This is a genomic window from Arthrobacter sp. AIWTK1 (genome assembly GCF_056680535.1).
The window spans coordinates 925,297-940,215 of record NZ_CM155287.1 but is presented as its reverse complement, the minus strand read 5'-3'; the positions used below and the strand labels follow the sequence as shown (position 1 = coordinate 940,215).

At 66.9% G+C, this 14,919-nt stretch carries 12 protein-coding genes; 4 read left to right on the top strand and 8 right to left on the bottom strand.

What is annotated here, in order from left to right:
• Positions 1–23: 23 nt before the first annotated feature.
• From AC1MDG_RS04405 to AC1MDG_RS04380, 6 genes are all read right to left on the bottom strand, one after another.
• Complete coding sequence (locus tag AC1MDG_RS04405) at positions 24–2,045, bottom strand: MFS transporter (RefSeq protein WP_479807822.1); 2,022 nt, start codon at positions 2,043–2,045, stop codon at positions 24–26.
• Between the two features lie 108 nt (positions 2,046–2,153).
• Positions 2,154–2,633, bottom strand: a complete 480-nt coding sequence (locus tag AC1MDG_RS04400) for a MarR family winged helix-turn-helix transcriptional regulator (protein WP_479807821.1) — start codon at positions 2,631–2,633, stop codon at positions 2,154–2,156.
• A 194-nt stretch (positions 2,634–2,827) separates the two neighbouring features.
• A complete protein-coding gene (locus AC1MDG_RS04395) occupies positions 2,828–4,486 on the bottom strand; it encodes a thiamine pyrophosphate-binding protein (protein WP_479807820.1) in 1,659 nt (552 codons plus the stop codon).
• Positions 4,483–5,571 (bottom strand): agmatinase, encoded by a 1,089-nt coding sequence (gene speB / locus AC1MDG_RS04390; RefSeq protein ID WP_479807819.1) that lies wholly within the window; start codon positions 5,569–5,571, stop codon positions 4,483–4,485. The genes AC1MDG_RS04395 and speB overlap by 4 nt, the downstream gene beginning before the upstream one ends.
• A 98-nt stretch (positions 5,572–5,669) precedes the next feature.
• Positions 5,670–6,011, bottom strand: a complete 342-nt coding sequence (locus AC1MDG_RS04385; protein WP_043478646.1) for a P-II family nitrogen regulator — start codon at positions 6,009–6,011, stop codon at positions 5,670–5,672.
• Positions 6,008–7,426 carry an ammonium transporter gene (locus tag AC1MDG_RS04380; RefSeq protein ID WP_043478643.1) on the bottom strand — a complete coding sequence of 473 codons (1,419 nt, stop codon included), beginning with the start codon at positions 7,424–7,426 and terminating at the stop codon, positions 6,008–6,010. Before AC1MDG_RS04380 ends, AC1MDG_RS04385 begins: the two co-directional genes overlap by 4 nt.
• A 385-nt stretch (positions 7,427–7,811) precedes the next feature.
• Between AC1MDG_RS04380 and AC1MDG_RS04375 the strand changes: the two genes are divergently transcribed.
• The gene (locus AC1MDG_RS04375; protein ID WP_479807818.1) at positions 7,812–9,788 is read left to right on the top strand and encodes an APC family permease; all 1,977 of its coding nucleotides are present in this window, start codon (positions 7,812–7,814) and stop codon (positions 9,786–9,788) included.
• 45 nt (positions 9,789–9,833) lie between these two features.
• Here AC1MDG_RS04375 and AC1MDG_RS04370 read toward each other — a convergent pair whose 3' ends face one another.
• Positions 9,834–10,409 carry a helix-turn-helix domain-containing protein gene (locus AC1MDG_RS04370; RefSeq protein WP_043478638.1) on the bottom strand — a complete coding sequence of 192 codons (576 nt, stop codon included), beginning with the start codon at positions 10,407–10,409 and terminating at the stop codon, positions 9,834–9,836.
• A gap of 288 nt (positions 10,410–10,697) precedes the next feature.
• Here AC1MDG_RS04370 and AC1MDG_RS04365 point away from each other — a divergent pair, with 288 nt between their 5' ends.
• Complete coding sequence (locus AC1MDG_RS04365; protein WP_479807817.1) at positions 10,698–12,221, top strand: sodium:solute symporter family protein; 1,524 nt, start codon at positions 10,698–10,700, stop codon at positions 12,219–12,221.
• Between the two features lie 67 nt (positions 12,222–12,288).
• Here the strand turns inward: AC1MDG_RS04365 and AC1MDG_RS04360 are convergent, their stop codons facing one another.
• Positions 12,289–12,525, bottom strand: a complete 237-nt coding sequence (locus tag AC1MDG_RS04360) for a hypothetical protein (protein ID WP_043478633.1) — start codon at positions 12,523–12,525, stop codon at positions 12,289–12,291.
• A gap of 304 nt (positions 12,526–12,829) precedes the next feature.
• On the opposite strand from AC1MDG_RS04360, the gene AC1MDG_RS04355 reads away from it, so the two are divergent.
• Complete coding sequence (locus tag AC1MDG_RS04355; RefSeq protein ID WP_479807816.1) at positions 12,830–14,008, top strand: VIT1/CCC1 transporter family protein; 1,179 nt, start codon at positions 12,830–12,832, stop codon at positions 14,006–14,008.
• A complete protein-coding gene (locus AC1MDG_RS04350) occupies positions 14,008–14,916 on the top strand; it encodes a matrixin family metalloprotease (protein ID WP_479807815.1) in 909 nt (302 codons plus the stop codon). The genes AC1MDG_RS04355 and AC1MDG_RS04350 overlap by 1 nt, the downstream gene beginning before the upstream one ends.
• Positions 14,917–14,919: the final 3 nt, after the last annotated feature.

Here is a 14,919-nt window from a genome sequence, read left to right as displayed (position 1 = left end):
ATGTGTTTGAACGGTCCCCGTGGTTACTCGCTCCGGTGCCGTCCATGCGTTGCGATGTAGTCCGCCGCCGCGCGCTGCAGCTTCCGCTCCTTGGCGAGCTGGCGCCGCAGGGTGGTGAGCTGCTCGCTGATGCGTGCCTGTCCGGCAGCGATTTCCCGCTGTTCCGCCGACTGCTCGTGGACGGCACGCAACGCCTCTGCCAGCTGGAGCTGCTGCTCCGCCAGCAATTGCTGGGTCCGCAGCAGGACGGGCACGACGTCGGCCGCTTCGGGCCGCGGGTCAGCCACCATGGTCCGGGCACGAACCCGGTAGCCCTCCCGCGCGTTTGCTTCGGCGTCGCCGCCGCGGCTGCCGTCGTGGTCGCCGGGAATGTCCCGGTCCTGCCGTGCCGCGTCCGGGAAGCGTGACTCGTGGGCGCGCTCCCTGCTCAGGACCTCAATGAACTCCCGATCAAGGTCCACACTGCCGGAGCCGCCGGCGGTGACAGTGGCGTCGTTCGTGGGCTCGGCGTCGTTCGTGGGGTCGGCGTCGTTCCCGGATGCGGCGGGCACGATATCAACGGTGCGGCGCAGCGGCTGTTCCTTGATGAAAAGGATGGCCACAAGGGCGATGATGCCGATGACTGCGGAGATCAGGAAGATCTCGGCTGTCGCGTCGCCGTAGGCCGCCCGCATGATGTCCCGGATCGGGGCGGGCATGTCCTGGAGGTCCATGCTGGCTCCCGCGGATCCGCCGGTGACCGGAATCCCGGCCGCGGCGAGCCCTTCGGTGGCAAGTTCCTTGACGCGGTTGGCCAGCACGGCGCCAAGCACGGATACGCCGATCGCGCCGCCCACTGAACGGAAGAACGCCACGGAGGCGCTGGCGGTCCCGATGTCGGAGGCCCGGACGGTGTTCTGCACTGCCAGCACGAGGTTCTGCATCAGCAGCCCGAGCCCCAGGCCCAGGACCGCGGTGTAGAGGCCGGTCAGCCAGAGCTCGGTGGTGTGGTCGATGGTTCCGGCCAGACCCAAGCCGCCGATCAACAGGATGGAGCCGGCGATCAGGTAGCGCTTCCACTTGCCGGTGCGGCTGATCAGCTGGCCCGACAGGACCGACCCGAGGAGGTTGCCGGCGATCATGGGCAGCGTCAGGAGGCCGGCTTCGGTGGGGGTGGCGCCGCGGGCAACCTGGAAGTACTGGCCCAGGAATGCTGAGGACCCGAACATGCCGACGCCCACTGCAACGGAAGCCAGGATGGCAAGGGCCGTGGTGCGTTCGCTGATGATCTTGAGCGGGATGATGGGCTGCTCCACCTTGGACTCCACCACCACGAGGAGGGCCAGGAGCAGCACGCCGCCGCCCACCATCGCGGCCGTCTGCCAGGACCACCAGTCGTAGTACTCCGGGTTGCCGGCAAAGGACACCCAGATCAACAGCAGGCTGACGCCGGAGGTGAGGAGGATGGAGCCCAGCCAGTCGATCTTCGCGTGGCGCTTGAGGTGGGGAAGCTTCAGCGTGATCTGCAGCAGGATGAGCGCAATGACGGCCAGCGGGACGCAGACGAAGAAGGTCCAGCGCCAGCCGAGCGGGCTGTCCACGATGAATCCACCGAGCAGCGGTCCCCCGGCGGTGCCCACGGCCATCACACCGCCCATGTAACCGGAGTACTTGCCGCGGTCGCGGGGCGGAATGATGGAGCCGATGATGGCCTGCGCCAGCGCCGTGAGTCCGCCCATGGCGACACCCTGGATAACGCGGGCGGTCAGCAGCAGCGGGATCGTTTCGGACAGGCCCGCCATGACGGAGCCGGCAACGAAAATCACAATGCTCAGCTGGACCAGGAGCTTCTTGTCGAAGAGGTCGGCGAGCTTGCCCCAGATCGGTGTGGTGGCGGCGTTGGCCAGGAGTGCTGCGGTGATCACCCAGGCAAAGTCTGTCTGCGTGCCCTTGAGCTCGGACATGATGGTGGGCAGTGCGTTGGCCACGATGGTGCTGCTGATGATCGCGGTGAAGAACGCGGCCAGCAGGCCGGTGAGGGCCTCCATGATCTGGCGGTGGCTCATCGCAGCTTGCGGCGCCGGTGAATGCGGCTGCCTGGATGACGGTTGTGACGACGGTAACGAGGCCCGGGACGGACCGGTGGCTGTGGCGTGGCTTGCCATGTGCAGCTCCTAAGCGTGAGGAATGATTTCGGTGGATCCGGCCGTCTTTGCCCGGGCTGAGTCCCTGAGGGATCCAGCAAGTTTTTTCAGGATGATCGCGGTCTCTTCGGCGTCGACCTGGCTCCAGTCCTGCAGGTAGCCCTGCAGTGTTGCCGTGCGCTGCTGTTCTATCGCGTGCAGCTTGGCCGCCCCGGCCTCGGACAGCGCCACGAGCTGCGCCCGCCCGTCCTCCGGATCAGGGCGCCGGACCACAAGCCCGTGCTCTTCAAGGTCCGCAATATGCCGGCTCAGGACGGGAGCACTGACACCCAGCCTCGCGGCGAGGTGCGTGGCCCTGGCCTCCCCCTCCCCCACGAACCGCAGGACGCCCTGCAGCGCCACGCCGGTTTCCTGCCCCCGCATGCTTGCGACGGCGACGCAGCGGACCGCCCGCTGGAGATCGAAGATCTGGTAGACCAGATCGGCCGCGGTTTCTGGTGCAACTGCCATGCTTGATAACCCCTTTGCTTGCCCAAGGCAACTATATAATGAAATGGTTGCTTTGGGAAACTAAGGAACAAGAGGCCGGGCACTCAGACCCTTAAACGCCAAGCGCGAACGGACACTTGAGGCCCCAAATCCAAGTGGAAATGGGGCCTCAAGTGTCCGTTCGCGCTATGTGGCGGGGTGTGCTGACGGGGCTGTTAGACGTCCAGGTGGGTGGGGCCGAACATCTTCAGCAGGGTTTCGACGACGACGACGTTTGGTCCGTCTGCGGCGAAGCCCGCCTTCAGCGCGTCCCCCACGTCCTCCGGTGCAACCCGGACGGCCGGGACGCCGAAGGCTTCGGCGAGTTTGACGAAGTCGGGACGGGCCAGTTCGGTGGCGGTGGCCTTGCCGAACGCGCCCACCATGTACTCGCGCAGGATGCCGTACCCGCCGTCGTCCACGATCAGCCAGGTGACCGGCACGTTGTGCTGCTTTGCGGTGGCCAGTTCGGAGATGGAATACATGGCCGAACCGTCACCGGACACCGCCAGGACACGTCCGTGTTTGCCTGTGGTCTCCAGCCCCACCGCTCCGCCGATGGCTGCGGGGAAGCCGAAGCCAAGGCCGCCGGCACCCTGGGCGGAGTGGAATTGCCCTTCGCGGGCATCCCAGCAGCTCCAGGCCCAGTAGGCGGAAATGGTCATGTCCCAGAAGGTCTGCATGTCCGCGGGTACGGCGTCGCGGATGTCCGCCATGAACCTCAGTTCCTTGCCGAGGTCCTGGGACTCCAGCCTCGCCGTGACCTTGGCCAGGGACTCCTTGACCAGCGCTTCCGGGGTGCTGCCGTGCCAGTCGGCCCTGGTTTCGACAAGCTCTACCGTCAGGGCAGCGTCCAGCGCGGCGAGGGCCTGGCCGGCGTCGGCGCGGATGCCCAGGCCGGGCCGGTTGGACTCCAGGACCCGGGGTTCGGCGTCGATCTGGATGATCCGGCCGCGCGGTTCGAACGTGAAGTAGTTGGACGTGACTTCGCCCAGCGAGGACCCGATGACGATCAGCACGTCCGCGTCCTCGAGCAGGTCCGTCATGTACCTGTCCTCGATCCAGGACTGCAGCGAGAGCTCGTGGTTCCACGGGAACGCGCCGTTGCCGCCGGGCGTGCAGATCACGGGTGCCCGAAGCTTTTCCGCGATGGACAACAGCGACTTTTCGGCCCGGCCGCGGCGCGTGCCGCCGCCGGCAATAATGGCGGGACGTTCCGCCGTCGACAGCCATTTCACGGCCTCGCGAACAAGCTCCACCCGCGGCGGGTTGTCCGCCGCTTCGGCGAGGGCGTCCTCCACCGGCGGGACCATGATGGGATCCAGCAGCACGTTCTGCGGGATCTCCAGCCAGACGGGTCCCTGCGGCGAGGAAATCGCCTCGGTCCAGGCATCCTGGATGGCCGACGGGATCCCGGAGGCGTGCTGGATCAGGCGCTGGCTCTTGGTGACGTTCGCGGCCGAGGCCTTCTGGTCATCAAGCTGGTGCAGCATGCCCTTGCGGCGGGCACCGAGGCCGTCCAGCGGAATCTGGCTGGCCACCACCACCATGGGCACACCCGTGGCATATGCTTCCTGCAACCCGGCCAGTGACGTCAGAGCGCCCGGACCGGTGGACAGGAACAACACGCCAACCTCACCCGTGGCGCGCGAATATCCGTCGGCGGCAAATGCCGAGTTGTTCTCCACCCGGGAGGACACGAAGTGCAGGTTTCCGCGGCCCATCGCGTCAAACAGGCCGAGGGCGTGCTGGCCCGGAATGCCGAAGACCGTCTTCGCGCCCAGCGCTTCGAGGGTCTCGACGACGAGGTCCCCGCCGTTGCGGACGCCAGTCACGGAGAGACGCCGGTTTCGACGCGCTGGGGAGTGCTCGCTGCGAATCCTGCCTGGCGCCGGGCTTCCTGCCCCAGGGCCTGCGCGGCGTAGCCGTTCGGGGCACCGAACCTGCTGCCCTCGACCGCGGAGTCCGCCATGAGGGTGACAAGTTCGTACGCTACATGGCTGGCCGCAACGCCGGTGATTTCAGCGTGGTCGTAGGCCGGAGCGACTTCCACGATGTCCGCGCCCACGAGGTTCATGCCGCGGAAGCCGCGGATGATCTCCAGCAGCTCCCGGCTGGTGATGCCGCCGGCCTCCGGCGTGCCGGTGCCCGGCGCGTGCGCGGGATCCAGGACGTCGATGTCGACGGAGATGTAGAGCGGGCGGTTGCCGATGCGGTCGCGGACCTTGGCCACCGTTTCCAGGACGCCCTGGTAGTAAACGTCCGCGGAGGTGACGATGCCGAAGCCGAAGCGGTGGTCGTCGTCGAGGTCCTTCTTGCCGTAGAGGGGGCCGCGCGTGCCGATGTGGCTGATGGCTTCAGTGTCCAGGATGCCTTCCTCGACGGCGCGCCTGAACGGGGTTCCGTGGGTGTACTCGGCACCGAAGTAGGTGTCCCAGGTGTCCAGGTGGGCATCGAAGTGCAGCATGGCCACCGGCTCACCGGCGCGCTCTGCAGCGGCCCGGAGCAGCGGCAGCGCAATGGTGTGGTCGCCGCCGAGGGTCACCAGCTTGCTGCCGCCGGCGGTGAGGTCGAGGGCATTCTGCTGGATGGTTTCGATGGCCTCATTGATGTTGAACGGGTTGACGGCCATGTCCCCGGCGTCCGCGACCTGGACGTTTTCGAACGGACTGACATCCCACGCGGGGTTGTAGGGGCGGAGCAGCCGGCTCGCCTCGCGAACATGGTTGGCGCCGAAACGGGCACCAGGGCGGTAGGAGACGCCGGAATCGAAGGGCACTCCCACCACCGTGATGGCCGCCTTGGCCACCTGGTCCAGCCGCGGCAGGCGGGCGTAGGTCGCGGCCCCTGCATAGCGGGGAATACGGGATGAATCGATAGGGCCAAGGTTGCCGTTGGCCTCGATGCGCAGCTCTTCCAAAGGAACGCCTCTCCTTCGAGGATGGATCGGTAGTGTGACACCTATCATACACTTCAGTTTCCTGATGTGCATCAAGTGTTTACCAATCCAGCCGCTGCTCAGTCGATGGCGGACGGCCCCCTCTCCCCTGTGCGCACCCGAACAGCGTCGGAAACGGAGATTGTCCAGATCTTGCCGTCACCGAAGCGCCCGGTGTTGGCACCGGCTTCGATGGCCGCCATCACGCCGTCCATGGCCTCTTCAGTGACCAGCACCTCCACGCGCACCTTCGGCAGGAGGTCCGAGTTGTACTCGGTTCCGCGATAGACCTCCACATGGCCGCGCTGCTGGCCGTAGCCGCTTGCCTGGCTCACGGTCATGCCGTTGACCCCGAACCCCTCCAGGGCGGCCCGGACCGTCTCGATCTTTTCCGGCCGGACGATGGCCGTAATGAGTTTCACGTCCGCACCCTGCCCCGCTCAGCCTGGTTCTGCTCCGTTGCGTCCGCGGGGATTTCCGCTGCAGGAGCGTCTGCCGGCCCTGGCTTGCCGTGGTGTTCGCCGGGGTGGAAGGTTCCGCCCACCATCAGTAGTTCGTATGCGGTTTCGGCATGCTCGGTGACGTCGATGCCGGACCGCTCGTTGGCTTCGGACACCCGCATGCCCATCGTCTTGTGGATGGCGTACCCAATCAGCGTGGTCATGATGGCGCTCCAGGCCGTGACGATGAGCGCGGTGAGGATCTGGGGCCAGAATTGCGTCAGGCCCCCGCCGTAGAAGAGCCCGCCCTCGGTCTTGGCGGAGGGAACGGCGAAGAATCCCAGCGAGAGCGTTCCCCAGAGTCCGCCGACGAAGTGCACGGCCACCACGTCAAGGGAGTCGTCGAGGCCGATCCGGAACTTGAGGCCCACCGCGAGCGCACACACCGCGCCGGCCACGGCCCCGATCAGGATTGCGCCAACGGGGTCAACGAAGCCGCAGGCAGGGGTGACGGCAACCAGGCCTGCCACGGCCCCCGACGCGGCACCGAGGGAGGTGGCGTGGCCGTCGCGGAGCCGCTCGACGAGCAGCCAGCCGAGGAGTGCCGCGCTGGTGGCCAGCAGGGTGTTGGTCCAGGCCAGCCCGGCGATGGCATCGGCGGCGAGCTCAGAGCCGGCGTTGAAGCCGAACCAGCCGAACCAGAGAAGCCCTGCACCGAGCATCACGAACGGGAGGTTGTGCGGGCGGATGTTGGGATCCTTCATGAATCCAAGGCGTTTTCCGAGCACGACGGCGAGCATCAGTCCGGCGATGCCGGCGTTCATGTGGACCACCGTTCCGCCGGCGAAGTCGAGCGCGGAGATTTTGCTGCCCACGATGCCCGTGGCACCGAAGAGTCCGCCGCCCCAGACCCAGTGGGCGATCGGGGCGTAGACCAGGGTGACCCACAGGGCGGCGAAAAGCAGCCACGGCCCGAACCTGACCCGCTCGGCCACGGCCCCGCTGATCAGCGCGACGGTGATAATGGCGAAGGTGGCCTGGAACCCGATGAACACCATGTCCGGGAGCCCCGGCGCTTTGCCACCGATGCTGCTGGCCAGTCCGCTCAGCCCGGGGTTGGCAAACGGATCCCCGACGAGCCCGGCCATGGTGTCGGGCCCGAAGGCCAGCCCGTAGCCCCACAGCGCCCAGACCACGGCAACAACACCCATGGCGCCGAAGCTCATCATCATGATGTTCAGGACGGATTTCATCCGCACCAGGCCCCCGTAGAAGAAGGCCAGGCCGGGGGTCATCAGCAGGACCAGGGCGGAAGCCGCCAGCATCCAGGCCGTGGCGCCGGGATCGAGCGCTGTGGGATCCACCGCCATTCCCACATTGAGTACAGAGATGTTCATTTCGGGAGCCTTCCTCGAGAAGTGGCGCTCCTGGGCGCCGGCTACGGCGAGACCATTCAAAACGACGGGACAGCTGCTAAAAATCGACGGCCTGCTGGAACTCGCCAGCTGGTCGTTCCCCGAATCCGACGCTACAACCGGGGTGTTTCCGCCGTTGCCGCAATGTTTTTCGGGGAGGTTAAACGGCGGGTCCGGGCATGAATTCCAGGTTTCCGGCAGGTTTCCAGAATGTGACGTACATCTCACCATCCCGTGACGACCATCACAGCGGCCGTAAAGGTTTCGTTAAGGCAGCCGTCCCACGGGCTTTCCCGGGCCTACGCTCCAATCAGGAGCAGTACCCCGGACCGCCAACGGCCGAAGGCGCGCTGCGTGAAAGGATATCGTGACCACGCTCACCAGGCCGCCGGCCGACCCCTCGGACCGGTTCAACCGCAAGCCCCACCGGCTGCGAAGCTGGCTGCTGGAGGGCATGCCCGAAGGATCCGGCAAACGCCAGGGGCCGCACGGCCAGCCACAGGCGGACCATACGCCCCAGCCGTGGTGGAAGGTCATGTGCCTGACCGGCGTCGACTACTTCTCCACGCTTGGCTACCAGCCGGCCATTGCCGCCCTCGCCGCCGGGATGGTCTCCCCGCTGGCCACCGTGGTCCTGGTGGCAGTGACGCTCCTCGGCGCCCTTCCGGTGTACCGCAGGGTGGCCTCGGAGAGCCCCCGCGGCGAAGGCTCCATCGCCATGCTGGAACGGCTCCTGCCGCGGTGGGGCGGCAAGCTGTTCGTCCTGGCACTCCTGGGATTCGCCGCCACGGACTTCATGATCACCATCACCCTCTCGGCCGCGGATGCCAGCGCGCACGCCATCGAAAACCCGTTCGCTCCGGAGTTCCTGCAAGGCCAGGAGGTGGCCATTACGCTGGCATTGATTGCGGGCCTGGGCATCGTGTTCCTCCGTGGCTTCAAGGAAGCCATCAACATGGCCGTTGTCCTGGTGGCGGTGTTCCTGCTGCTCAATGCGGTGGTGGTGCTGGTGGGCATCGCGCATGTGTTCAGCGAAGCCCACGTGGTTACTGACTGGTGGGCCGCCCTCAACCAGCAGCACGGCAACCCGCTGGTGATGATCGGCATCGCCCTGCTGGTCTTCCCCAAACTCGCCCTGGGCCTTTCCGGTTTCGAAACGGGAGTCGCCGTCATGCCCCAGATCCAGGGCAGCCCGGACGACACTGAGGCAAAGCCCGAGGGCCGGATCCGCGGCGCGCACAAGCTTCTGACCACTGCTGCCGTGATCATGAGCGCGTTCCTCATCGCGTCCAGCTTCATCACCACGTTCCTGATCCCGGCAGCCGAGTTCCAGCCGGGAGGCAAGGCCAATGGCCGCGCGCTGGCCTTCCTGGCACACCAGTACCTGGGCGACGGCTTCGGGACCGTGTACGACCTCAGCACCATTGCCATCCTCTGGTTCGCCGGGGCGTCCGCGATGGCCGGGCTCCTCAACCTGGTGCCGCGCTACCTTCCGCGCTTTGGCATGGCGCCCGCCTGGACCCGGGCCGTCAGGCCGCTGGTTCTGGTGTTCACCGCAGTCGCCTTCCTCATCACGGTGGTTTTCGACGCCAACGTCGAAGCACAGGGCGGCGCGTACGCCACCGGCGTGCTGGTGCTGATGACCTCCGCGTCCATCGCCGTCACATTGTCTGCCCGGCGCCGGCACCAACGCGGCTGGACGGTCGCCTTCGGTGCGATCGCCGTCGTCTTCCTCTACACCACAGTGGCGAACGTGGTGGAGCGCCCCGACGGGCTGAAGATCGCGGCGCTGTTCATCCTCGGGATCGTGGCGGTCAGCTTCGCTTCCCGCGTCCGGCGGTCGTTCGAACTTCGCGCCACCCACATCCGGCTGGACGAACGGGCCCTGGAATTCATGGCCGCCAGCGAAGAGGGACCCATCCGGCTCATTGCCCACGAACCGAAGCACCTCAGCGCGGCGCGGTACCGGGCCAAGCTGGAGCATGCCCAGCTGGCCAACCACCTGCCCGCGGACAGCGATGCGATCTTCATCGAGATCCTGGTGGACGACAGTTCAGACTTTGAACAGGAGCTCATGGTCACCGGAAAGGTCCGGCACGGCTTCCGCATCTTGGAGATCCACAGCAACAACGTGCCCAACACGCTGGCGGCCGTCCTGCTCCACCTGCGCGATGTCACGGGCCTGATGCCGCACATCTACTTCCGCTGGACCGAGGGAAACCCGCTCACCAACCTGACCCGGTTCCTGTTGTTCGGCGAGGGTGAGATCGCCCCCGTGACCCGTGAGGTGCTGCGCGAGGCCGAACCGGACATCACCCGCCGGCCCTGGGTTCACGTAGGCTAGGCCCCGCCGAGGTAGCCGCCCCGCGGAGTCAGCCGGCCTGCGGAGTCAGCGGCTGGCGGCGGGGACCAGCACCCAGAGGACCTCGACGGCGTCGTCCGTGGGATTGATCCAGGTGTGGGGCTCCCGGCCGGGGAACGTCACAGTGTCCCCGGTGCCCAGCTCGTATTCCTCGTTGGTCAGGATCAGCCGGATGCTGCCCTTGATCACATGCAGGACGTCGACGTCGCAGTCCACGGCGTAGAGTTCGGATTCGCCGCGGCCGCGCGGTTCGATCACGGCCTGGATGATCTGGACGCGGCGCTCGGAGCGGGCGGTGAGCAGCCGTTCGATGATGCCTTCGCCGCCCAGCGAAATCCGGGGCCCCTCGTCCTTCTTGGTGAGGTGCGTTTCCGGGGCGGCAAAAAGGTCGCCGATGGAGATCGACAGCACCTGGCAGAGGGTCACGAGCGAGGCCACGGACGGCGACGTCAGGTCACGTTCCACCCGGCTGAGGAACCCCTTGGTGAGGCCCGTGGCGTCGGCGACCTGCTCGATGGTGAGCCGCTGTGACTGGCGGGCAGCGCGGATGCGCGAACCGATGGCAACCGGAATGTTGCTCGGTTCAACTGGTAGAGCCTTCATATACGAACCTTTCGCAGCCGGCCGCACGGCCCCCTCGCTGGAGCCATACTAGCGGGATACCTACCGTGTGACGCCGGAACAGGCCTTGGTGTCAATGCACCTTGACTGTTACGCGGATCACAACATACCCCTTGGGCAACAAGTGTTGTCTATTAGACAATCAGCTCGTCATTCATCAGGGATCCACCCCTGCATCCCCGCTCTTTAGCAGGTGGATTCCGGCGGGGCCCACGCGGCCTCCTGCGACGTCCGGCCCTGCTGCCACTACGCTCCAAGGAGCCCATCAACATGGACGCAAACTTCGTCAACATCGCCATTGTGGTGGTGTACCTGATCGCCATGCTGGCCTTCGGCTGGTGGGGCAAATCCCGCACCAAGAACAACAGCGACTTCCTGGTGGCCGGCCGGAGGCTTGGCCCCTTCCTCTATACCGGGACCATGGCGGCCGTGGTCCTCGGCGGCGCCTCGACGGTGGGCGGCGTGGGCCTTGGCTACAAGTTCGGTATCTCCGGCATGTGGCTGGTGGTGGCCATCGGCGCCGGAGTTCTGCTGCTGAGCCTGCTCTTTGCCGGCACCATCCAAAAGCTGAAGATCTACACGGTGTCCCAGATGCTCACGCTCCGCTACGGCAGCCGCGCCACCCAGACCTCCGGCATCGTGATGCTGGCCTACACCCTCATGCTGTGCGCCACCTCCACCAGCGCCTACGCCACGATCTTCGTGGTGCTGTTCGGCTGGGACCGGTCCCTGGCCATCGCCATCGGCGGCGCAATCGTCCTGGTGTACTCCACCGTCGGCGGCATGTGGTCCATCACCCTCGCTGACCAGGTCCAGTTCGTGATCAAGACGGTGGGAATCTTCCTGCTCATGCTGCCCTTCACGCTCAACGCAGCGGGCGGCCTGGACGGAATCCGGAGCCGCGTGGAGGACAGCTTCTTCCAGATCGACGGCATCGGCGTCCAGACCATCATCACCTACTTCGTGGTCTATACCCTTGGCCTGCTGATCGGCCAGGACATCTGGCAGCGGGTGTTCACCGCCAAGACCCCCACCGTTGCGCGCTGGGGCGGCGCAACGGCCGGCGTGTACTGCATCCTCTACGGCGCAGCGGGCGCACTGATCGGCCTGGGCGCGAGGGTGGCCCTTCCGGAGATCGACGTCGCCGCCGAGGGCAAGGACGTAGTCTACGCCGAGGTGGCCCAGAACCTGCTGCCCGTCGGCGTCGGCGGCCTGGTGCTCGCAGCCGCAGTTGCGGCCATGATGTCCACCGCGTCCGGTGCACTGATCGCAGCCGCAACAGTAGCCCGCGCCGACGTCCTGCCGTTCGTGGCCAGCTGGTTCGGCAAGGACATCAACACCAATGACACCGACAACCCGGAGCACGACGTCAGGGCAAACCGCATGTGGGTCCTTGGCCTGGGCATCGTGGCCATCCTCATCGCCATCGTCACCAAGGACGTCGTGGCTGCACTGACCATCGCCTACGACATCCTGGTGGGCGGGCTCCTGGTCGCGATCCTTGGCGGGCTCGTCTGGAAGCGCGGCACCGGGGTGGCCGCGGCAGCGTCCATGGCGGTGGGCACGGTGGTCACGCTGGGCACCATGATCTACCTGGAGATCAATGCCGCGGCGCCGCTGGACGGCATCTACGCCAATGAGCCGATCTACTACGGCCTGCTGGCGTCGGGGCTCGTATACATCGTGGTGTCCCTGGCAACCACGCCCACCGACCCCCGGGTCATGCAGCACTGGCAGGAGCGGGTGGCGGGCAACGTCCCCGAGGAAGAGCCGGTCCCGGCCCTGGCCAACTAGCACCGGCAACAGAGCGCCCGACGGCGGTGCCTCCCCTGCGCGGGAGGCACCGCCGTCGGGCGTTTAACTACTCGTCTTCCTCCGGCTCAAGGAATTCTTCCCCGCCCAGGGGCACCACCGGTTTCTCGTCGCCGAGGAAATCCTCCTCGCCCAGGGGCACAAGCCTTCCGGCCTCTTCGAACAGTTCCTCTTCCTCGGTCTCTGCTGCGTCGTCGATGGGCGCGTCCTCCGCAAAGTCGTAGGCGGGATCGGATTCGATGGTGTCCCGCTCCGGGTGGGTGGGGTGTGATCCGTTGGTGTCCATGGTGCAAACCTCCGTGTCTGGTTATGCGGCCAGGGGTGGGGCTACGGAAGCACCTGCCCTGGCAATCATCACAGCACCGGCATACGTCGCGGTCAATAGCCGCCCAATAGCCGCAGCAATCCAACGCCGCCCAACCCCGCCGCCGAGCCGCAAAAACCCCGTCCGGAACCACCCTTTTGGGGCTCCAGTTGAGGGCTGCCTAAACTCCCGGGTGAGGAATACCGGCCGAAAATCCGCGTGAATCCGCGGTACGCTGGAGCTGCAATGGGGCCGAAACCATGCCCCATCTAGCCCAGGAGTGTCCGTGTCTCAGCACGCTAAATCTGACCATCACCATGCCCTTCCCGCCGACAACCCGGCAGCAGGCGCCCCCGTAGAACCCGAAGGTACCCCCGCGGGGACCACCCCCAGCCCGGCCGACATCAAGCGGTGGCGCCAATACCTAGCGGATGAACGGGCCGAGGCCCGCGTCTACCGCGAACTGGCCCAGAACCGCAGCGGCGAGGAGCGGGACATCCTTCTGGCCCTGGCCGAGGCCGAGGGCCGCCACGAAGCCCACTGGCTCCAGCTCCTCGGCGATCACGCCGGGAAGCCCCGGCAGGCGTCCCTCCGGAGCCAGCTGCTGGGCTTCCTCGCCCGGCATTTCGGTTCCGTGTTCGTCCTGGCCCTGGCGCAGCGCGCCGAGGGCCGCTCCCCCTATGCTTCAGACCCGTCGGCCACGCCCGCGATGGTTGCCGACGAACAAATCCACGAGGAAGTGGTCCGCGGCCTCGCCACCCGCGGCCGGAACCGGCTGGCAGGATCCTTCCGGGCAGCCGTGTTCGGCGCGAATGACGGACTGGTCAGCAACCTTTCCCTGGTCATGGGCATGGCCGCGTCCGGCGTCGGCAGCCAGGTGGTGCTCCTGAGCGGCGTGGCCGGACTCCTAGCGGGCGCCCTGTCCATGGGTGCCGGCGAGTTCATCTCCGTCCGCTCACAGCGGGAACTGCTGGCGGCAACGCGGCCCACCCAGATCACCCTGTCCGCTGCCCCGCGGCTGGACCTTGAACACAACGAGCTGCTGCTGGTGTACCTGGCCCGGGGCATGTCCCGGGAAGCCGCCGAACACCGCGTGGCGGAACGGACGGGCCTGCTGGACTGCGACTGCGATCCCAGCCTGTCACTGCAGCCCGAACTGCCCGACGCAGAGGACCAGCACGAAGCCGTGGGGACCGCTTGGAGCGCTGCGGCATCAAGCTTCTGCTTCTTCGCCTCCGGCGCCATCATCCCGATCATCCCGTTCGTCCTCGGCATGACGGGCGTGGCGGCGCTTGCGGTTTCCGCCGTGCTGGTGGGCATGGCGCTCCTGCTCACGGGCGGCGTCGTCGGCCTGTTGTCCGGGACCTCCCCCACCAGCCGCGGTTTCCGGCAGCTGGCCATCGGCATGGGCGCAGCCGCCGTCACCTACCTCCTCGGGATGGCATTCGGCGCGGTGGTGGGCTAGTGGAGGGTCCGCAACCGCGGCAACGCCGCCCGCGGCACGCGGGCCGGCTGAGCACGCCGGTCCGGATCCTCCGCACAGCGGCACTCACCGCTGTGATCGCAGCGGCAGCTTTCTCGGCCGCCGGCCTGTTTTACGGGGATCCCCGCTTTGTGGGGCTCTTCCAGTTCCGCAACAGCACTGTTCCCGACGGACAGGCCGCGGAGCAGCAGCCGGGGGTCGTCGCGAAGGACGTCAGCGCGGACGCGCCTCCCCCGGGACTCGAGGAAGCGGACTCGCCGTTGGGAACAGCGGAGGAACCGCCCGCAGCCAGTGATTCCTTCAAGTTCCTGGCCACGAACGACGACGGGACGCCCGTGGGCTATTCGCCCTGCCGTCCGCTGCACTACGTCGTCAACGCCGGGCTGGCGCCCGCGGGTGCGGAAAACCTGGTGGAAGCCGCCATTGGCACCATCTCGCGCGCTACAGGTATCCGGTTCATCAACGATGGGCCCACCGCCGAAGCGCCGGCCGAGGAACGCGACCCCTACCAGCCCGAAACGTACGGCGAACGCTGGGCGCCGCTCCTCATCGCCTGGACCACACCGGAGGCCGCCCCGAAGCTGAAGGGGCAGGTCATCGGCACCGGGGGCAGCACCCATTACAGTTTCGACGGCGGCCCGAAGACCTTCGTGACCGGCAGCCTGGACCTCGATGCCCCGCAGATAGCCGGCGAACTCGAACGGCCGCAGGGCTCCGCCTACGCCACGGCCGTGATCCTCCACGAGCTGTCCCACGTGATGGGGCTGGAACACGTCGATGACCCGCGGCAGCTCATGTACCCGGAAATCGGCGCTCCGGACGGCCTCGCCGCCGGAGACCTCAACGGCCTCTACCAGCTGGGCAGGACCGGCTGCCGCAAGGACCTTTAGCCC